At 60.2% G+C, this 18,772-nt stretch carries 19 protein-coding genes; 5 read left to right on the top strand and 14 right to left on the bottom strand.

All coding sequences use genetic code 11. The annotated features are described in order from the left end of the window. Positions 1 to 31 precede the first annotated feature (31 nt). From hpnJ to VM554_16115, 3 genes are all read left to right on the top strand, one after another. Positions 32 to 1,516 carry a hopanoid biosynthesis associated radical SAM protein HpnJ gene (hpnJ, locus tag VM554_16125; protein HVJ09907.1) on the top strand — a complete coding sequence of 495 codons (1,485 nt, stop codon included), beginning with the start codon at positions 32 to 34 and terminating at the stop codon, positions 1,514 to 1,516. Positions 1,517 to 1,656: 140 nt separating this feature from the next. Next, positions 1,657 to 2,127 carry a DMT family transporter gene (locus tag VM554_16120; protein ID HVJ09906.1) on the top strand — a complete coding sequence of 157 codons (471 nt, stop codon included), beginning with the start codon at positions 1,657 to 1,659 and terminating at the stop codon, positions 2,125 to 2,127. Further along, positions 2,124 to 2,510 carry an EamA family transporter gene (locus VM554_16115; protein HVJ09905.1) on the top strand — a complete coding sequence of 129 codons (387 nt, stop codon included), beginning with the start codon at positions 2,124 to 2,126 and terminating at the stop codon, positions 2,508 to 2,510. The genes VM554_16120 and VM554_16115 overlap by 4 nt, the downstream gene beginning before the upstream one ends. On the opposite strand, the gene VM554_16110 is transcribed toward VM554_16115, so the two are convergent. The 14 genes from VM554_16110 to recN all read right to left on the bottom strand — a co-directional run bounded on the left by VM554_16110 (position 2,507) and on the right by recN (position 17,371). Then, positions 2,507 to 2,950 (bottom strand): putative toxin-antitoxin system toxin component, PIN family, encoded by a 444-nt coding sequence (locus VM554_16110; GenBank protein ID HVJ09904.1) that lies wholly within the window; start codon positions 2,948 to 2,950, stop codon positions 2,507 to 2,509. The genes VM554_16115 and VM554_16110 overlap by 4 nt on opposite strands. Further along, positions 2,941 to 3,240, bottom strand: coding sequence for a hypothetical protein (locus VM554_16105; GenBank protein ID HVJ09903.1), 300 nt, complete (start codon positions 3,238 to 3,240; stop codon positions 2,941 to 2,943). Before VM554_16105 ends, VM554_16110 begins: the two co-directional genes overlap by 10 nt. Positions 3,241 to 3,324: 84 nt before the next feature. Beyond that, positions 3,325 to 4,782 (bottom strand): hydroxysqualene dehydroxylase HpnE, encoded by a 1,458-nt coding sequence (gene hpnE, locus VM554_16100; GenBank protein ID HVJ09902.1) that lies wholly within the window; start codon positions 4,780 to 4,782, stop codon positions 3,325 to 3,327. 8 nt (positions 4,783 to 4,790) lie between these two features. Further along, positions 4,791 to 5,699: a phytoene/squalene synthase family protein gene (locus VM554_16095; GenBank protein ID HVJ09901.1), complete on the bottom strand. Its 909-nt coding sequence runs from the start codon at positions 5,697 to 5,699 to the stop codon at positions 4,791 to 4,793. Beyond that, positions 5,696 to 6,679, bottom strand: coding sequence for a squalene synthase HpnC (gene hpnC, locus VM554_16090; GenBank protein HVJ09900.1), 984 nt, complete (start codon positions 6,677 to 6,679; stop codon positions 5,696 to 5,698). The genes VM554_16095 and hpnC overlap by 4 nt, the downstream gene beginning before the upstream one ends. Before the next feature lie 24 nt (positions 6,680 to 6,703). Beyond that, positions 6,704 to 7,771, bottom strand: a complete 1,068-nt coding sequence (locus tag VM554_16085) for an alcohol dehydrogenase catalytic domain-containing protein (protein ID HVJ09899.1) — start codon at positions 7,769 to 7,771, stop codon at positions 6,704 to 6,706. Beyond that, entirely contained in the window at positions 7,772 to 8,890 is a 1,119-nt protein-coding gene (locus tag VM554_16080) for a zinc-dependent dehydrogenase (GenBank protein HVJ09898.1), read from the bottom strand. After that, a complete protein-coding gene (locus VM554_16075; GenBank protein HVJ09897.1) occupies positions 8,887 to 9,603 on the bottom strand; it encodes a hypothetical protein in 717 nt (238 codons plus the stop codon). Before VM554_16075 ends, VM554_16080 begins: the two co-directional genes overlap by 4 nt. Then, positions 9,600 to 10,595: a hopanoid-associated sugar epimerase gene (hpnA, locus tag VM554_16070; protein HVJ09896.1), complete on the bottom strand. Its 996-nt coding sequence runs from the start codon at positions 10,593 to 10,595 to the stop codon at positions 9,600 to 9,602. Before hpnA ends, VM554_16075 begins: the two co-directional genes overlap by 4 nt. A gap of 196 nt (positions 10,596 to 10,791) precedes the next feature. Further along, complete coding sequence (locus VM554_16065; protein HVJ09895.1) at positions 10,792 to 11,208, bottom strand: hypothetical protein; 417 nt, start codon at positions 11,206 to 11,208, stop codon at positions 10,792 to 10,794. Beyond that, a complete protein-coding gene (gene hpnH, locus VM554_16060) occupies positions 11,205 to 12,335 on the bottom strand; it encodes an adenosyl-hopene transferase HpnH (protein ID HVJ09894.1) in 1,131 nt (376 codons plus the stop codon). The genes VM554_16065 and hpnH overlap by 4 nt, the downstream gene beginning before the upstream one ends. A 39-nt stretch (positions 12,336 to 12,374) precedes the next feature. After that, positions 12,375 to 14,354 carry a squalene--hopene cyclase gene (gene shc, locus VM554_16055; protein ID HVJ09893.1) on the bottom strand — a complete coding sequence of 660 codons (1,980 nt, stop codon included), beginning with the start codon at positions 14,352 to 14,354 and terminating at the stop codon, positions 12,375 to 12,377. Between the two features lie 79 nt (positions 14,355 to 14,433). After that, positions 14,434 to 15,399 carry a 4-hydroxy-3-methylbut-2-enyl diphosphate reductase gene (locus VM554_16050; protein ID HVJ09892.1) on the bottom strand — a complete coding sequence of 322 codons (966 nt, stop codon included), beginning with the start codon at positions 15,397 to 15,399 and terminating at the stop codon, positions 14,434 to 14,436. 283 nt (positions 15,400 to 15,682) lie between these two features. Next, positions 15,683 to 17,371, bottom strand: a complete 1,689-nt coding sequence (recN, locus tag VM554_16045) for a DNA repair protein RecN (GenBank protein ID HVJ09891.1) — start codon at positions 17,369 to 17,371, stop codon at positions 15,683 to 15,685. 210 nt (positions 17,372 to 17,581) lie between these two features. On the opposite strand from recN, the gene VM554_16040 reads away from it, so the two are divergent. Both VM554_16040 and VM554_16035 read left to right on the top strand, forming a co-directional pair. Next, positions 17,582 to 18,361, top strand: coding sequence for a MotA/TolQ/ExbB proton channel family protein (locus VM554_16040; GenBank protein ID HVJ09890.1), 780 nt, complete (start codon positions 17,582 to 17,584; stop codon positions 18,359 to 18,361). After that, complete coding sequence (locus VM554_16035; GenBank protein HVJ09889.1) at positions 18,345 to 18,770, top strand: biopolymer transporter ExbD; 426 nt, start codon at positions 18,345 to 18,347, stop codon at positions 18,768 to 18,770. Before VM554_16040 ends, VM554_16035 begins: the two co-directional genes overlap by 17 nt. Positions 18,771 to 18,772: the final 2 nt, after the last annotated feature.

The raw sequence follows: 18,772 nt of genomic DNA, 5'->3' as shown, positions 1-18,772 counted from the left end.
CTGCCCGAGTGGTAAAATCAGGGTTACGCCTATGCCGCTGAAGACACTGTTTTTGAACCCGCCCTCCTTTGAGAATTTTGATGGTGGCGCCAGCTCACGCTGGCCCGCAACCCGCGAGATCGAATCCTACTGGTACCCCGTATGGCTGGCTTACCCGGCCGGAATGCTGGAAGGCTCCAGACTGCTCGACGCGCCGCCACACCACGTCTCGGCTGAGGAAACCATCGAGATCGCCAAGGAGTACGAGTTCCTCGTCCTCTTCACCAGCACGGTTGGCTGGGCCGGAGATCAGAAGCTTGCCGAAGCCATCAAGCGCGCGAATCCATCTATCAGAATTGCCTTTGTAGGCCCCCCGGTGACCACGTCGCCCGACAAGGCGCTCAACGAGTGTCCTGTGATCGACTTCGTCTGCCGCCGTGAGTTTGACTACACGGTGAAGGAGTTTGCCGAGGGAAAACCCCTCGAAGAACTGCTCGGCATCAGCTATCGCAAGAACGGCCAGGTAGTGCACAATCCCGATCGCCCGCAGGTCGAGGATCTCGACTCCCTGCCCTGGGTCACGGACATCTACGAACGCGACCTGGATGTAACGCGCTACAACGTGCCTTTCTTGCTGCACCCGTATGTCTCTCTCTACTCCACCCGCGGATGCCCGGCGCAGTGCACTTTCTGCCTGTGGCCTCAGACGCTTAGCGGCCATGCGTGGCGCAAGCGCTCCGCCGATGACGTTGCCGCAGAGATGAAGCGCGCCAAAGAGAGGTTCCCGCAGGTGAAGGAGTTCTTCTTCGATGACGACACCTTCAATATCCAGAAGGCACGCACCATCGAACTGTGTGAAAAGCTGAAGCCGCTGAACCTGACCTGGTCCTGCACTTCACGCGTCACTACCGACCGCGAAACGCTGAAGGCGATGAAGGATGCAGGTTGCCGCCTGCTGATCGTAGGCTTCGAGTCCGGCGATCCCCAGATCCTCAAGAACATCAAGAAGGGTGCCACCATCGAGCGTGCCCGCGACTTTGCGCGGGACTGCCACGACCTCGGCCTGGTGATTCACGGAGACTTCATCCTTGGCCTGCCCGGAGAGACGAAGGAGTCCATCCGCAATACGATCAACTTTGCCAAGACTCTCGACGTCGAGACCATCCAGGTTTCCATCGCTCACGCGTTTCCCGGCACCGAGTTCTACGAGTACGCCCGCGAGAACGGCTTCATTACCAACATGGAGCAAGGCGCGATGGCAGATGAGGGCGGTCACCAGATGGCCCACATCGAGTATCCGGGGCTGCCGAAGGAATACGTCCTCGAGATGGTACACCGCTTTTATGACGAATATTACTTCCGGCCCAAGGCAGCCTTCCGCGTGGTCTGGAAGGCATTTGTGAATCGCGATCTGCCTCGTCTGTACACCGAAGCAAAGTCGTTCCTGAAGCTGCGCGCAGCTCGCAACAAGGTCGTCCGGGATAGCAAGACCCAGGCAGCCAACTCTGCTGCCGCCGCCGCTAAGGCGAATATTTAGAGTTTTTCGCCATTGCCGTTCCCTGACCGACAGAGAGGGCGCGGAGTAAGCTGTCTTGCAGTGTGTTTCAAGCGGTCAGCGAAGTATTGCTGGCCGCTTTTGCATCGCGAGAGGGCCCCTTAACTCACATAACTGGAATCATGAAGAAAACCCACCAATCCACCATGACCTTTCACCGATACCTGGTTCTCGCCGCGGTGATGCTGACCGGCTCCCTGGGAGACACCTTTCTCGGCAAGGGCATGAAGGACTTCGGCCCTGTTTCCGTGCATCATCTGGGCAGCCTGATTCATGCGCTCGCAAACCCATGGGTCTTCGCCGGAATCCTGTTGCTGCTTGGATTCTTCGCGTCCTACCTCACGGCTCTGTCGTGGGCCGATCTTACCTTCGTCCTCCCCTCCACCGCATTTGGATATGTGGTGGTTGCGCTGCTCTCCCGCTTCTGGCTGCATGAGCAGATCTCTCCCGCACGTTGGGTTGGAATCGTGCTGATTGTGCTCGGCGTGGGCTTCGTCACCCGGGGACCGTCCTATACAGACCATTCGCAGGTAGAGGCACAGCCGCCACTGAACAAGGAAGTAAACAAGGCAGAAGAGATGGTGCGGCTATGAGTCCTGCTGCGTTGCACGCCTCTGTCATGATCGCTGCCATCGTGCTCACGGCAACTGCCGGCGATGTGCTCACCGCCTCCGCCATGCGCAGGATCGGCGACCTCGATGTGATCAAAGCAGAGCGCGGACTCACCGGAGCCATTCGCGCAGTGACGGGCAACCTCCGCTTCCTGCTGGGCGTGGTATGTATGGCGCTCAGCTTCTTCTCTCTGCTCTTCGCCGTCAGCAACGCGAATGTCAGCCTGGTTGCTCCCGCCTCGGCCTCCCTCACCTTCGTGAGCAATGCCATCGCCGCCCGGTTCTTCCTGCATGAGAATGTCGATCGCCGCCGTTGGCTGGCCGCTGTCTTTGTCTGCTTCGGCGTCGCCCTTATGGCCGGCTAGGGCAACGCTTCATCGCCGCCCAATCGCTGTCCAGTGGCTGCATTGAAACGCACCAGATAGTCTGCCGGCGAGAGTACGATCACAGCGTTCCTGCCTTGCTCTGGGAAGTGCCTGAGATTTCCAGTAACAAGCCATGCTCCGGATGCATGTGCAAGCGCGAGGAAAGGCAGATCTTTCGGATCAGGACAAGAGCAAGACTCTACTTCATAATCAGGGAGAACCAGACTGTTCTTGATCAGAACACTCAACCAGAGTGGAGGAAATCCATAGGGATGGAACTTTGCTCGACTGGTAACTTCCCGGTACTCCTCGGACACCTTTGGGCTAGTGACTATCTGTATTGCGCCGTACAGCACCAGGTTCACAATCCTGGAAGGGCTGCCCTGAGTGTTGATACGCGCGGAAACCAGAACGTTCGAATCAAGCACGATCAGGCGCATTCCCTCTCCGTACTCGAAGAGGCGCGAATACGATTGATCTCAGCCTCGATCTCCTCATCAGTTGCCTCAGAAAAACCGGCCTCGGCAGCAAGGCGCTGATCCTCTCGTAAACTGGCCTTCGCAATAACTCTCTGCAGCTCTCGCTCTTCCAGCGCAACATCCCCGAATACGGGGACAAGAAAGAAAGCGGGGCCGTTCTGCCCGACCAGAAGAGTGGTTTCTCCGCGGGGAATGTCCTCGAGTGCTTTCTGACCTCTGGTACGAAACTCACGAAGGGAAACCTGACGCATAGTGCACCTCTGCCCAGAGTGTAGCCGAAACGGCTACACCCTAGCAATCTATCGAATTGGCAACATTGGCAACGAAAGACGGCGCTATGCTTCGTCGAACAGCCGCATCAAGCCGGTAGAAGCCAGGTCGGGCTGCAGGATCTTCCGTGGCGCACCGTCGGCCAGGGTCAGCGCTTCCGCCGCCAGGTAGCCGCTGCGCACCGCACCCTCCATCGTCGCGGGCCAGCCGGTCGCCGTCCAGTCGCCGGCAAGAAAGGCATTCGGCCAGGGCGACCCTTGACCGGGGCGAATTGGATCGAGCATCGGGCGGATGGAGTAGGTTGCTCGAACCTCCTTCACCACTGCGGCTTTGCGGAGCACCGCTTCGCGCACCCGGGGGAAGAACCTGCCCAACTCCTCGATCGCCATGGCAAGAATCTCCTCCCGCGACTGATTCGTGAGCTGTCGCGAGGCGCTGCAGACCAGTTCCACGTAGCTGCCGTCGGCGGTCTTCCGCTGGGGTTGAAGGCGCGAGGTGTGGTACATCCAGTCGATCCGCGAGTCGAGCAGTGCGGCGTGATCCAGATCCGTAATCTCCCGGTCAAACCACAGGTGGATGCTGGTAATCGGCGAATGATCAAACTGCGAGAGCCGGGCCGCCAATCCATCCACTCCCGGCATTTGCGGCATCCGCGGAAGCAGCTTCGCCATTGCCTCGAACGAGAGCGCCAGAACCACCGCGTCACTGGTAAACGACTGCGCGGGCTCCCCCGTCCGCAACTCCCAGAAGTGGCGATCCCCATTCCATGTCAGAGATTCCACGTTCGTGCGCAGATGCACCTGCCCGCCCCGCACACGGATGTACTCCATGGCCCGACCATACAGATCGCTCAACGGGATTGTCGGTACGCCCATTCGGCCAGCCTCGGGAGAGCGTAGAAACATCTCCCGGATCACCATTCCGGCGTAGTGAACCGAGATGCGATCCGCATCCTCATTCAGCGCGCTGATCAGCGCCGGTCTCCAGAATCGTTCGATCGCGCCCTTCGTCTGGCGATTTTCCACCAGCCAGTCGGCAAAGCTCTTCTCCGAGTCCTCCGGAATTCCTCGTAGAAAGGCCATCAATCCGCGCGAGATCGCCAGCTTGTCCGCAAGGGAAAAAGCATGCGCCCGGAGGAAGGCGAGCGAGGTGTGCAGCGGAGCAGGCAGCCACGACGGTTCCAGCACACTGCGCATGCCGCCCGGCTCCACAAAGGTAATCCGGTCAAACCAGCGAATCTTATTCTCTACGCCGATGCGCCGATACAGATCGATCAGATTGGTGCAGCAGCCCACTAAAATGTGCTGGCAATTGTCGATTACCTCCGCCGTGCCGGGGTGCTCGTACGAAGAGGCTCGTCCACCGACATAGCCTCGCCGCTCCAGCAGATCGACGTGATAGCCGGAGTCTGCCAGCGCACAGGCTGCGGCGAGTCCGGCTGCTCCGCCCCCCACCACAGTAACGGATCGAATGCGGTCTCCGGCGGCCAGTTGTCCCCGGTTCTGGATCGAAGCTGTTCCCATGAGCCCCTCTATACCCCGAGGCCCTGAAGCACCATGCGCCCAACGCCCTGCGTCAGAATCCACAGCTTTTCGTGGGTTGGCACCTTCACCCTGGCAGAGAATACGTCGTAGTTGTCCGCCTCCATGTGGTCCAGCAGTCGCTTGTAGATCGACACCAGAACCCACATTGCCGGACGGCTGTCCGGGGAGAGCAGGGGCAACATCTTCTGCGCCGATTCATAGTAGTGCTGCGCGCGCGATGCTTCGAATTTCAACAATTGGCGGTGATGGGACTGGATAGAGCTTCCATCCTGCAGACTGGCAAGCTCCTCCGGCGAGGTGCCGAATCGCGACAGGTCCTCCAGCGGCAGGTAGACACGGCCGCGGCACGCATCTTCCCGCACATCCCGCAGAATGTTGGTCAGTTGAAATGCGATGCCCGTCTCCTCGGCCAACTGCTCTGCCCTGCCGTCGCTGTAGCCAAAGATGCGAATACAGACCAGGCCCACCACCGAGGCGACAAGATAGCAGTAGCGATAGAGCTCGCCAAAGGTCTGGTAGGTATCGAGCACGCCCGGCTTGCGCTCCGAGCAAAGATCCATCGTGGTGCCTGCAACGAGCTGATCGAGTAACTCTGCCGGGATGTTGAAGCGCTGCGCGGTATCCCGCAAGGCAATGAATACTGGGTCCTCCGTGGACTCACCGCGCTGCGCCGCATGCCACGCTTTCAGCCACGCGTCCAGCTCCTGCCGCCGCTCGGCGTGTGGCTTGGATTCGTCGTCGGAGAGATCGTCCGCGTGGCGCATAAATGCATAGACCGCGCAGATTGCGTTGCGCTTCGCCTTGGGCAGAGCCACAAACGCATAGTAGAAATTTTTGGCTTCCCTTCGCGCAATGCCGCGGCAAACCGCGTAGCACTCCGTCAATTCCAGGCTCACGCGGCACCCCTGCGCAGGCGGAACCACGGCAGCAGCTTTCCGCCCACCGCGCGCGCCGCCAGGGCCATCTTCGTCCCCTTGCCCAGGGAGGGCCGCGACGCCAGCACATCGTATCGTTGCCGCTCGATGGCACGAAGAATCTCCATCCCGCCGCGACTAAAGAGATCGAGATCCAGCGCCAGTTCGCGGTCCACCTTACCGATCAGAGGCAGGCCCTGTTCAAACATCCTCTGAGCAAAGGCCACTTCAAACCGCATCAGCTCCATAAACTCCTCGCTGGCGTGTCCCGCAGCGATCCCCGATGCGATTCCGGATTCTTCAACATGGAACCTGCGCATATCTTCGCCCGGAATGTAGATGCGGTCCTTGGCAAAATCCACGCGGACATCCTGCCAGAAATTAGCAAGCTGCAGAGCGGAGCAGGTGAAGTCCGACAGGCGGAACAACTCCTCGTCGCGATACCCGCTGGCATAGAGCACCAGCCTGCCTACCGGGTTGGCGGAGTATTGGCAGTAGGACAGAACCTCCTGCATCGTCTGGAAGCGCGTCACCGTCTGATCCTGCCGAAAGGCCACCAGCAGATCGGCAAAGGGCTGCTTCGGTATATCGCAGACCCGGATCGTCTCTGCCAGGGCCACGAAGACGGGATGCCGGGTCTCTCCGCGATAACAGGCATCCAGCTCCGCTCCCCACAGATCCAGCAGAGCCAGCGACTGCGCGCGATTCCCTACCTCGTCGCCAAGGTCATCGGAGATGCGGCAATACGCATAGATGCTATGGAAGTGGGACCGCAGGCGCTCCGGCAAAAACCACGACGCCACATGAAAATTCTCATAGTGAGACTCGGCCAGCCGACGGCAGTAATCGCGTGCCTGCTCCAGCGAGGGCTGCTGCGCGGGCATGCGATACTCCGCGGGCAAACGGGCCCACCCCTCCGCAACCAGATCCTCCTGCGATTGTTCCCCGCTCCGTACCGGCATCCTTGCTCCCATGAATGATCTTAATTATGGAATGATGGCAGTCTTAATGCTGGCGGCTGTCCGATCCATCAATTGATGAAATACCTGATTCAGATCCATGAGCGGCGCGTGGCTCGTGATGTAGTGGCTGCCATCAAAGCGTCCGCTGCTTAACATCTCAAAGGCCCGGCGGCAGGTCGCCGGCGTGTGGTGAAAGGTGGCTCGCAGGGTGATGTCATTGTAGTGGAGGCGGTTGGTGTCAAGCTCCACCTTGGTGCCCGCCGCACATCCCCCAAAGAAGTTAACCACGCCGCCGCGGCGAACCATGTCAACGGCCCATTGCCAGGTCATGGGCGTGGCCACTGCTTCAATCGCCACATCCGCACCGCGATGCTGCGGCGTCAAGGCGCGAATCGCCGCGACTGTATCCGCCGTGGCTCCGATCTGCACCACCTTCTTCGCGCCAAATTGCCTTGCCGAGGCAATCTGCTCTTTCCGCTTCACGACAGCAAGTACCTGCATCCCCGCAAGATCTGCCGCATGCATGAACATCAGGCCGATCGGTCCGGCGCCAATCACGACCACGATATCCCCGGCCACCGCGCGCGTCTCTTCCAGCCCCTTCAGCACGCAGGCCAGGGGCTCGGTCAGGGCCGCATGCTCCAGCAGCATCCCCTCCGGCACAACCAGCGTGTTCTTCTCCACAATGCGCGCCGGGATGCGAATGTACTCCGCATAGGCTCCGTTGTTGAAGAGCAGGTCCTCGCAGAGATTTTCCTGATGGCGCGTGCACCAGTAGCATTCCCCACAAGGCGCTGAATTCAGGGCCACCACGCGCGTTCCTGGCTGGAACCGGGTAACTCCCTCACCGACCTCGTGAACCGTACCGGCGAGTTCATGTCCAAAGAGCGCAGGCGGCACAATCATCTTCGCGTGATAGCCGCGCCGATAGACCTTCAGGTCCGTACCGCAGGTCAGCGCAGCGCCCACGCGGACGACTATCTCCCCCGGTTCTGCCTGCGGAATCGGTACACGCTCAATGCGAACATCCTGCTGTCCATAGAGGACTGCCGCATTCATCTCTTCTTCCATCAGCGTCACTTCTTTCGACATTTACTTCCGAGCCCCCGGCTCAATCATGATCTTCATCGAATGAGCCTGTGGTTGCGACGCCAGCTCGATCGCTTCCACCGCACGTTCGAGCGGGAAGCGATGCGAAACCAGCCGCGTTAAATCATAGCCGCTGCCATAGCCATTGAACACAATGGCAGCCGCTTCGTCCTGTACCTCGACCGACGAACTGTAGGACCCGATCAGATCCTTCTCATCCAGACATACCGCGCCCGGATCGATCGTCGCCTCACCATGCTGCGTCTGGGCAAAGAGCATGACCTTGCCGCCCGGACGCGCCGCCTCCATCGCGGTGCGAATCAGCGAGTTACCGCCCACAGCTAGTATGACAGCATCCGCGCCTCGCCCATTGGTAGCCGCACGGGCAACCGCTACAACGTCGGCCTCCCCGGCGTGAATCGGATGGTCCAGCCCGAAGGCCGCCGCAATCCGATGCCGCTCCGGATAGAGGTCCGAGGTCAAAACCGTGGCTCCCGAGCGTTTTGCCAGGGATGCCAGCAGAATTCCGATTGGCCCCTGCCCTATGACCAGGACCGTCTCATCCGGCTTCAAATTCAGCAATCCAACGCCTTTATAACAAGTGTTGACCGGCTCGACGAAGGCGGCCTGCTCAAACGGTACTCCCTCTGGGATGCGCACCACCCCGCCCCGCTCCACAATCCAGTCCATCACGCGAACATACTCGGCAAAACCGCCACCCGCCGGCTCAAAGCCCGCAGTGCAGCCCACCTTCTTATAAACCGGGCACTGCGCGAAGGTCTTCTTCCTGCAGTAGTAGCACTCGCCACAGGGGATGTGGTGGAAAACCATAACCCGGTCTCCCACGGCAAATTTCGTGACGCCAGCACCGACAGCCGCCACGACGCCCGCGGTCTCATGCCCGAAGATGCGCGGCGCGGAGTGCGATCCGGTATGGATCTTCTTGAGATCCGTTCCGCAGATTCCGCAGGACTTGACCCCGATCAGCAGCTCACCCGCGCCAATCTCCGGTACGGGAACCGTCTCCACACGAACATCGTTCACGCCGCGATACACCGCAGCCAGCATGGTTGCCGGAATCCTTACCGCTGCCGAAACACTACTTTCCGTTATCGTCGTCATCTCTCTTCCACTGATCCGTTCCACTGATCTGCCGGCTCGTTTAGAAAACGAAGCACTTGCGATGCAAGTGCTTCCGCGGCACGCCCACTGTCTTTGCCCATCCGCAGCAAAGGCGCCCAGTACCACGGCCGCAAAGCACAGTGCAGCACAAAGGCAGGCATCCGCATCTGCCCGCTGCGGGTTACAAATGGGTTGAAGTCCGGCAGATTCGCGTCCACCCCGTCCGTTACCGCCTTGAAACAAGCAAACGGAATATTCCGGGCACGGGCCAGTCTACCAATCGCTGCCGCTTCCATATCCACCAGCGCAGCGCTGTAACTCTTTGCCAGCCGTTGCTTCTCCCTGACACTGGCGACAGTCGGAGTCGTAACCAGCGTGACGCCTGCAGGCGACTCGGACGCCGCATAGCGCTCCGATGTCCTTACGTCGATCACTTCCCTTACCGCGTAGGCTTCTCCGGCAACGTAATCCGGCGCGAGAGCCCCGGCCCATCCGATCGAGATCACCCCGCCCAGCGGCCCCTCGCGCTCTGCTTCCGCGAAGGCGCGCGTTGCAGCGTCGGCGCCCATTCCGGCACAGGCTGCAACCCATTCCCGGTTGTCCTCGCGGCGCGACCAGCATGCGATGCCTGCGGTGCCGGGCTTGCGCTCCCATCCCTTTACCAGCGGCTTCAACTCACCCGGAAGCGCTGCGATCACTCCAATCCGCGTCATGAAGCGGGCGCGTATCCGTGCGCGCGAAACCAGTCGATTGCCGCACGAAGCGCGAGATAGACCGGTACGACCTTGAATCCCAGTTCCCGTTCCGCTTTCGCCGAAGAGGCAAACATCAACTTCCTCCCCATACGCACGGCTTCCACCGTCGCACGCGGCTCCTTGCCCATCAGCCGGCCAGTAATATTCTCGTCAAAGAACGCGAAAATCAACGCCACCACGATCGGCACCTTCATCGTCGGAGAAGGCAGGCCGGTAATCGCGGACATCCGATCCAGGATCTGCTTGAGCGTCAGATTTTCACCGCCGAGGATGTAACGCTCGCCACTGCGCCCCATGCTTAACGCCGACACATGGGCCCGCGCGACCTCGCTCACATCCACCAGGTTCAGCCCCGTGTCCATGTAGGCAGGAAACTTCCGGTTGAGGAAATCCACGATGATGCCACCCGTCGGAGTTGGCCTGACGTCATTGGCTCCAATCGGCGTCGTCGGGTTCAGAATAATAACGTCCTGCCCAGCCTGCGCCGCCTGAATGGCCTCCTGCTCAGCCAGGTACTTCGAACGTTTGTAGGGGCCAATCATATCGTCCAGCGACACCGGGGTGCGCTCGTCCACGATGGTGCCATCCGTCTTGAAGCCCATTGTGGCCACGCTGGAGGTGTAGACGGCTCGCCTGACGCCCTCCTCCCGTGCCAGACGGAGCAGATCGCGGGTTCCGTCAACATTCACCGCATACATCGCCTTCGGGTCGCGAACCCAGAGTCGATAGTCGGCGGCCACGTGCATCAGGGCATCGCAGCCCGATACTGCCGAACGCAGCGCCGCTACATCCCGCAGATCTCCGACTACGGTTTCTGCCGGGATTCCTTCCAGATTTTCCAGACGGCTGGTCTTGCGCACAAGAAGGCGCAGAGTCGCACCCTGGGCGGCCAGTTGATGCGCGACGTGGCTGCCTACAAACCCCGTCGCTCCAGTTACGAATACTTTCATTGGAGAGTCTGCCTCGGGCCAACACGGAGAATCGTCGAACTTCCCCGGCTGGCAGGCGACCCAAAGCTCCAACTTCCTCGCCGGATCGCTTCTGCTGTCACGTTGTCCTTAGAAACCAATGCGACGGGTGTTCTCCCATCGCGGGAAAGCGGCGCGTGCTCCCGCTCTGGCAACGACATCCGCGGCAACCATGCGGTCAATCGAGAGTTTCCGGGTGAAGACCGAACTTCTCGCCCGCCGCTTTCTTTTCCTTGTACTGCTTCACCCACGACTCCCAGTGATGACCGGCGGCGCGGTCCTTGCCGCTAAACTCCAGCCGCGCGATCTCGCTGTAGGGCACCGAGCGCTTCTCGCTGGAGTTCACAGGAAACAGCTTCACGTACGACTCGCGCAGCGAGTTCCCCGGCCTGCGGTCAAAGATGTATGCCTCCAGGCGCTCTCCGTCCTTCAGCGTCAGGGTCACGTCTCCGCGATAGCTGAAAGCCTTGTCCATGGCGCTGACGATCTCCGCCTCGGTTGCCAGCTCCGGAACCCATCCCTGGAGCTCCTCGTGGACCGTCCCCGGCGCGACTTCCAGAGCGTTTGGATCGATGTGGCTCGTGTCCGTCGTCATGCGCGGGTCTCCTCCAGGCTCTCCTGCTTACCGGCGTCGCCGGTCCCAATGTGGACGAGCTGCGGCGTATTGGAAATCGGCGCATTCAGCAGTTCCAGCGCACCACGATCGGGATAGCGGTTGAAGATAGCGGCCTTGGCCATTGCGAGGAAGCCCCGCAGCGAACCGAATCCATCATTCACCGCCGAAGCCTCATATCCGCAGCTCACCATGCAGTTGGCGCATTTGGGATTGCCGCTCTCCGTGCCGTAATTCTCCCATTCGGTGGTATCCAGCAGCTCGGCAAACGAATCCGCGTAACCATCCTGCAGCAGGTAGCAGGGCTTCTGCCATCCGAAGATGTTGTAGGCAGGCATGCCCCAGGCGGTGCACTGGTAGTCGCGCTTGCCCATCAGAAATTCGAGAAACAGCGGCGACATATTGAACTTCCAGCTAGGCTTCCGATTCGAAAGAATCGCCCGGAACAAGCGGCGCGTACGGGCGCGGCCAAGGAAGCGGTGCTGGTCCGGAGCCTTCTCATACGAGTAGCCCGGCGAGAGCACGATGCCCTCGACCCCCATCGCCATCACCTCGTCAAAGAAGGCGCGAACACTGTTGGGATCGGTACCGTCAAAGAACGTCGCATTCGTGGTCACACGGAAGCCGCGCTTCACGGCCTCGCGAATTCCCTCGGTCGCAATGTCGTATCCGCCTTCACGGCACACGGAGAAGTCGTGATGCTCCCGCTGCCCGTCCAGGTGAACGGAAAACGTCAGATACTTCGACGGCTTGAACTCCGGCAGGCGGCGCTTCAACTCCAGCGCATTGGTGCACAGGTAAATGTACTTCTTGCGGGCAATCAAGCCATCCACAATCTCGACGATCCGCGGATGCAGCAGGGGCTCGCCGCCCGGAATGCTCACCATCGGCGCGCCGCACTCTTCGACCGCCTTGAAGCACTCTTCCGGCGTGAGCTCCTTCTTCAGGATATGCGGGGGATACTGCACCTTGCCGCAGCCGGCACAGGCCAGGTTACAGCGGAAGAGCGGCTCCAGCATCAAGACGAGCGGGTAGCGCTTGCGGCCACTCGCCCTCTGCCGGAGCACGTAGCTCGCAACCGTCCACATCTGCGAAATAGGAACTGCCATTGAATCCGATCTCCTTTGCGTACCTGCCGCTTCGCCTGCTCAGGCCGCTCGTTCCATTGCCCGGCGATAGTTGGTCAACGCCAGCAATGGGAAGTAATTCCGATACAGCTTATAGGCCAGGTAGAACACCCGGGGGAATCCGGTGCCCGTAATGATTGCCTGTTTGGTCGAACCGGAGCCGATGCTTTCGTCCCAGCCTCCGTCTTCCTCTTGCTTCTCCAGCAGCCAGCGGACACCCTTGGCGACAGAGTCGCTGCGGATATCGCCCGCCGCGAGCAGTGCGAGCAACGCCCAGGCAGTCTGGGACGGAGTGCTCTGCCCCTCGCCACGCAGCGTCGGATCGTCGTAGCTGCCGCAGGTCTCACCCCAGCCGCCATCGGCGTTCTGAATGGAACGGATCCACTCGGCCGCCTGCTGAATCTGCGGTTCGTTCTGCTCGACTCCGATCGCCTCCAGCCCGCGCAATACCAGGAAGGTGCCGTAGATGTAATTCACACCCCAGCGGCCAAACCAACTTCCGTCCGGCTCCTGCTCGGAATAAATGAACTTGATAGCCCGCTCGATGCGCTTGTCCTTTGCCGTATAGCCATAGGTCGCCAGCATCTCCAGCACGCGGCCCGTGATATCGACCGTCGGCGGATCGAGCATGGCATTGTGATCGGCAAACGGAATGTATTGGAAGACCATCTTCGTATTGTCTTTATCGAAGCTGGCCCAGCCACCGTTCTTGCACTGCATGGCAAAGATCCAGTCCAGGGCGCGCCGCGAGACATCGTATTGATAGCGCTCGCGCGGATTATCCACCTTGTTCAGCGCCAGCAGCACCTGCGCGGAGTCGTCCACGTCCGGGTAAAACTCATTGTTGAATTCGAAGTACCAGCCGCCCGGCTCCGTATTGCGAACCTTCACCGCCCAGTCGCCCTTGTGCCGCACTTCCTTGGAGAGCATCCAGTCGGCAGCCTTCAACAAGCGAGGATCGTTGCGCGCAACCCCTGCTTCGCCCAGCGCAAAGACCGCCTGCGCCGTGTCCCATACCGGCGACAAACAGGGCTGCATGCGAAAGGTCGGCGTGGGATACTCCGGGGTTCCGTTCGGCTCGTCGATGCCCAGCTTCTCAAACTCGTCCAGCGCACGAATCAACTGCGGATCATCGAGCGAGTAGCCGAGGCAGCGCAATGCCACGATGGCGTTCAACATGGCGGGATAAATCGCTCCCAGGCCATCGCTCATCTCCAGCCGCTCCAGTATCCACTTCTCCGCCTTCTTCAGGGCAATCGCCCGCAGCGGACGGATGTGAACCCGCTCAGCCCAGTGGGCGATGCGGTCCAGGAGAAGGAAGAAGTTGCGCCAACCAAAGATCTTCTTGCGATCCCAGCGCGGATGAAGGTTCGCGTTCGCGCGCCCTCCCACAAAAAGCTCATCGATGCACTGCTCGGGCGCCAGCTTCTTGAACGGCTTCTTCGCATACGCGATCGACAACGGAACGACAATGTCCCGCGACCACGAAGAAATCTCGTAGATGTTGAAGTAGCACCACTTGGGGAACAGCACCATCTCCGGCGGGACAGCCGGAACCGCATCGTACTCATACTGGCCCAGCGAGCAGAGATAGATCTTGGTAAACGTGTTGCACTCGACCACGCCGCCATTCGCCAGGATCCACTCCCTGGCCTTCGCCAGGACTGGATGATCCAACTGCGTAATTCCCATCAGCTTGCAGGCAAGATAGCATTTGACCGCGAGACTGATATTTGACGGGCCGCCGGGATAAATACTCCAGCCGCCGTCTTCATTCTGATAACGAAGTATCTCGTTTAGCGCACGCTCCAGCCTGCCCGGATCTCCTGTCCCCAGAAGATAGTGGGCGAAGATGTAGTCCGCCTCAAGCATGGAGTCGGCTTCCAATTCACCGCACCAATAGCCATCAGCGTGCTGCTGCGCGAAGAGCCAGTCTTTCGATTTGTCGATGGCTTCCGCCACCTGATCGAGGCCGGCATCGATACGTCCGAACTTCGGCACTCCTAGATGTGAGCTTCCCAAAGTTATGCCCATATTTCCATAACAGACCTGGTGAGTTCCCTTAAAGGCGGGCGTCGGGTCAGTTCGACACACTCGCGGGAGCGGCTGCGATTGCCTGGACAATCTCCGGCGGCAGCCCAAAACGAACATTCTCCGGCATAACTTCTACTTCTTCGACGCTCCCGAATCCAATTTGCTGCAAATATTTCACGACTTGCTCGACCAGGACCTCAGGAGCGGAGGCACCCGCAGTCAACGCAACCGTGTTCACGCCTTCCAGCCATTCCGGCTTGATGCTGCCCGAATCCTCGATCAGGAAAGCGCGCGTGCTCAGATTGCTGGAAACTTCCACCAGCCGATTCGAGTTCGAGCTGTTCGTCGAACCCACAACCAGAACCAGGTCCGCCTGATGGGCGACATTCTTCACCGCCACCTGGCGATTCTCCGTCGCATAGCAGATGTCCTGCGAATGCGGCCCCACGATATTCGGAAACTTCTCCTTCAGGGCGTGGATAATGTCCCGCGCCTCGTCGAGGCTCAAGGTCGTCTGCGTCAGATAAGCCACACGGTTCGGATCCGGCACCGTAAGGGCGGCCACCTCAGCGACATTCGAGACGACTTGCGTCGCATCCGGAGCCTCGCCCAGCGTACCTTCAATTTCGTCATGATCGCGATGCCCGATCAGCACCAGCGAGTACCCCTGACGGGCAAACTTGACGGCTTCCACGTGGACCTTGGTGACCAGTGGACAGGTCGCGTCAATCACCTTGAGTCCGCGCTCACGGCTGCGATCGCGGACAGCGGGAGATACGCCATGCGCGCTGTAAATCACCCGCATACCGGCTGGAACATCATCGATGTCGTCGACAAAGATGGCGCCCTTGGCTGCCAGTTCATTCACAACGAACCGGTTATGCACGATTTCCTTACGCACGTAGATAGGAGCCCCGAAGGTCTCCAATGCAATCTTGACAACATCGATGGCGCGAACGACACCGGCACAGAAGCCGCGAGGCTTCAGGAGGAGAATACGCTTCTCGGTCACGGGGGAATCCTCTTGATTACCGGCAGGATTAGGTTCAAAAGTGTTGGCTGTCACAGTCCCCAGTATATCAAGCTGGACCCCGTCAGAACGGAATATCGCAGCAGGCATCCGCCCGGTTTCCGGCCGGCGTTTCGAACCCCGGCCACGCTGAGGCCAACGGCTTGTCATCCTGAGCGCAGCGAAGGATCTGCTTCCGAACCTAGCAGGCTGGGGCTAACCTATTGATTCCAATGCCTTGATTTCAAAGCCCTGCCACGCAACCCGGCCCAGCCCGGAACTGATTCTAGCGGCTCGTCTTCAACATCTGCTCCGCGTGGCGCATGGAGGTTTCCGTTAACCTGGCGCCACTCAGCATGCGTGCCACCTCTTCTGTGCGGGATGCCTCGTCGAGCAGGCGGATCGCCGTTTTGGTCCGCCCCTGCTGTTCGCGTTTCTCAATTAAGAAGTGCTGATCGGCAAAAGCTGCAATCTGCGGCAGATGAGTAACGCACAGCACCTGCTGCGTACGCGAGAGCGATTTCAGCTTCTGCCCCACCGCCTCGGCCGCGCGTCCGCCGATCCCGATGTCAATCTCATCAAACACCAGCGTCCGCGGGATGGCTGTCCTGCGGCCGCCGCGAGCCTGGCTCGCCCCCTCCTCCACGGAGACCTTAAGCGCCAGAAGGACACGAGACATTTCGCCGCCGGACGCGATCTCGTCGAGAGGCTTCAGCGGCTCTCCTGCGTTGGTGGCAATGCGGCACTCCACCTGGTCCCATCCGTGCGCCGTCCATGCGCTCTCCTGCGGAGAGTCGATGACTCGAATGCTGAACAGGACCTTCATAGCAAGACTGTTGATTTGGGCTTCCGCGAGCTTCTCCAGCTTTTTGGCCGCACTGCTGCGCATTTTGGTAAGTGCCGTCGCGGCAGCGCGATAGGCCTCTGCCGCCTGGGCCAGTTCGACTCGCAGATGCTTCAGGATCTCGTCCCGGTTCTCGATCTCTTCCAGCTTTCTCGCCGCCTCTTCTCCGTGCGCGATGACCTGCTCCAGCTTCGGTCCATACTTGCGCTTCAAACGGTCCAGAACCTCCAGGCGATCTTCAATTTCGCCCAGGCGCTCTGGAGATGCCTGAATATCTTCGGCATAGGCACGCATCGTCTCGCCCACATCGCCAACCACGGCGCGGGCGGAGAGAAGCTGCTGCGTTGCATCCGCAAACCTGCCGTCGTAGCGAGCTACCTCTTCCAGATGCTTCAGCGCAGCACCCAGGGCGGCCTCCGCGCTCGCGCTGCCTTCGTAGAGCGCATCGTAAGTTCCCATCGCGGCGGTATAGAGCTTCTCCGCATTCGCCAATACCCGGCGCTCGGTTTCCAGGGCTTCATCCTCTCCCGGAACTGGCCGCGCGCTGTCGATCTCTTTCTGCTGAAAGCTCCACAGATCCACCATGCGCAGGCGATCCTGCTCGTCGCGCTCCATCGCCTGCAGCCGGTTCTGCACCTCGCGCCACGCCGTGTAGGCAGCGGCGACAGGCTCGAGCTGGCAGCCGGCATAGCGATCCAGCAGGCCACGCTGCTGTGCCTGGTCAAAGGCTCCCAGCGTCTGGCTCTGGGCATGCACCAGCGCAAGTTCCGGCGCCAGATGCCGCAAGACCGACACCGTTGCCGGCTGGTTGTTCACATAGACGCGGCCCTTGCCATTCCCCTGAATTTCCCGCCGCAGGATGATTTCACTGCCATCGGGATCGATTCCGTTCTCTTCAAGGATCTGCTCCGCACCCGGCGTGCTCTCGAAGACGCAGGCAACCACAGCCTTGTCCGCGCCGTGACGCACAACGTCGGACGAGGCTTTTTCGCCCATCAGCAGCGCCAGGGCATCCACAAGAATCGACTTGCCGGCGCCGGTTTCGCCGGTCAATAGGTTTAGCCCCGGCCCGAAGACCGCAATCGCATGGTCAATGACAGCGTAATTTTCAGCCCGCAATTCGAGCAGCATCGTCGCGCCTCAGCATCAGTTACTCTTCGATAGCGTATTGTAAAAACAGATATTTCCGCTGATTCCGCAATCGAGAATCCGAGCGAAGCATAGCACGTGCGATGCCTCCCATTTGCAACGACATGTGGAGCGTCTTTCGGATATCCGCTTTAATCTTCGTCCCTCGCCTTGGTTCTAGCTCATTCCTCTGCTAACGTTGAATGCGAGGCAATGACACATATCCCCGTAGCACTCCTCCTCGTCTATTTGCAGCAGGGCGACGCCGCGATTCCGGACGCGCCTCGAAACAGCAGCGCCATCATCGAGATGGTCCAGCAAAGCGGACCGGTCGCCTTCTCTGTCCTCATCGTCCTGTTGCTGGCCAGCATCTACTCGTGGGCTATCATCTTCAGCAAGTGGACTGGTTTTAAGCGGGCCCGCAGACAGAGCCGGCGCTTTCTTCGCGCCTTCCGCAAAGCCAGCCGTCTGCAAGAGATCGCAGCGCTCAGCGAAGAGTTCAAGCCCAGCCCGCTGGTGAATGTCTTCGATGAAGTCTACGAGACGTACCGCCGCCAGACCGGAGGCTCAGGGCCGCCGCGTAATATTACCGCCCTCGAACGCGCAGCGCAGACTGCCTCCAGTGAAGCTCTTACGGTGATGGAGTCGCGCCTGCCCTCGCTTGCCACCATCGGAGCGGTCTCGCCCTTCGTCGGGCTTTTCGGCACCATCATGGGTATCGTCGACGCCTTTCACGGGTTGGGGACTGCGGGTGCCGCAACGCTGCGTGCGGTGGCTCCCGGCATCTCCGAGGCACTCATCACCACCGCCGCAGGATTGCTGGTGGCTGTTCCCGCGGTGATCGCATACAACACGTTCGGATCGAGTTTGCGCGAATTCGGTGCACGTCTTGACGATTTCTCCCGCGAGTTGCTGAACAGCATGGAAGAGATCAGCCTGCGCGCAGGCACCGACCCGATCGAGAGGGAGGCCGTGCGTGGCCTTCACAAGTAACAACGGCCGGACACAGACCTCGCTGGCGGATATCAACATTACTCCGCTGGTCGACGTTGTGCTTGTTCTGCTGATCATCTTCATGATCACGGCACCGGTGCTGCAATCCGGCATCGATGTCGCCGTGCCGAAGACCAAAACGGTGAAGGAGATCACGGAGCAGCGGCAAGTGCTCACGATCGACCGGGATCAGCGCGTGTTTCTCGGGGATCAACCCATCAACGTCAACGAACTCCCGCAGCGGTTGCGCGTCTCCCGGGGTGACCCCAGCAAGCAGATCATCTACCTGCGCGCGGACCAACGCGTCCCCTTCGGGGCCTTCGCCTCAGTGATGGATGCGGTAAAGCAGGCAGGCATTACCAACATCAGCATCGTCACCCAGCCGATTGAAAACGGAGCCGCGAAGTAGCC

The organism is Acidisarcina sp. (assembly GCA_035539175.1).
Classification (GTDB): Bacteria; Acidobacteriota; Terriglobia; order Terriglobales; family Acidobacteriaceae; genus JANXZS01.
This window is presented reverse-complemented; position numbering and strand designations above follow the sequence as displayed.

Excerpts from the sequence above, each read along its gene's own strand:
- VM554_16075 (HVJ09897.1), bottom strand. The coding sequence starts at position 9,603 with ATGACGCGGATTGGAGTGATCGCAGCGCTTCCGGGTGAGTTGAAGCCG.
- VM554_16120 (HVJ09906.1), top strand. The coding sequence starts at position 1,657 with ATGAAGAAAACCCACCAATCCACCATGACCTTTCACCGATACCTGGTT.
- hpnJ (HVJ09907.1), top strand. The coding sequence starts at position 32 with ATGCCGCTGAAGACACTGTTTTTGAACCCGCCCTCCTTTGAGAATTTT.
- VM554_16110 (HVJ09904.1), bottom strand. The coding sequence starts at position 2,950 with ATGCGCCTGATCGTGCTTGATTCGAACGTTCTGGTTTCCGCGCGTATC.
- hpnE (HVJ09902.1), bottom strand. The coding sequence starts at position 4,782 with ATGGGAACAGCTTCGATCCAGAACCGGGGACAACTGGCCGCCGGAGAC.
- hpnH (HVJ09894.1), bottom strand. The coding sequence starts at position 12,335 with ATGGCAGTTCCTATTTCGCAGATGTGGACGGTTGCGAGCTACGTGCTC.
- VM554_16085 (HVJ09899.1), bottom strand. The coding sequence starts at position 7,771 with ATGTCGAAAGAAGTGACGCTGATGGAAGAAGAGATGAATGCGGCAGTC.
- VM554_16080 (HVJ09898.1), bottom strand. The coding sequence starts at position 8,890 with ATGACGACGATAACGGAAAGTAGTGTTTCGGCAGCGGTAAGGATTCCG.
- VM554_16105 (HVJ09903.1), bottom strand. The coding sequence starts at position 3,240 with ATGCGTCAGGTTTCCCTTCGTGAGTTTCGTACCAGAGGTCAGAAAGCA.
- VM554_16065 (HVJ09895.1), bottom strand. The coding sequence starts at position 11,208 with ATGACGACGGACACGAGCCACATCGATCCAAACGCTCTGGAAGTCGCG.
- recN (HVJ09891.1), bottom strand. The coding sequence starts at position 17,371 with ATGCTGCTCGAATTGCGGGCTGAAAATTACGCTGTCATTGACCATGCG.
- VM554_16040 (HVJ09890.1), top strand. The coding sequence starts at position 17,582 with ATGACACATATCCCCGTAGCACTCCTCCTCGTCTATTTGCAGCAGGGC.
- hpnA (HVJ09896.1), bottom strand. The coding sequence starts at position 10,595 with ATGAAAGTATTCGTAACTGGAGCGACGGGGTTTGTAGGCAGCCACGTC.
- VM554_16115 (HVJ09905.1), top strand. The coding sequence starts at position 2,124 with ATGAGTCCTGCTGCGTTGCACGCCTCTGTCATGATCGCTGCCATCGTG.
- hpnC (HVJ09900.1), bottom strand. The coding sequence starts at position 6,679 with ATGCCGGTACGGAGCGGGGAACAATCGCAGGAGGATCTGGTTGCGGAG.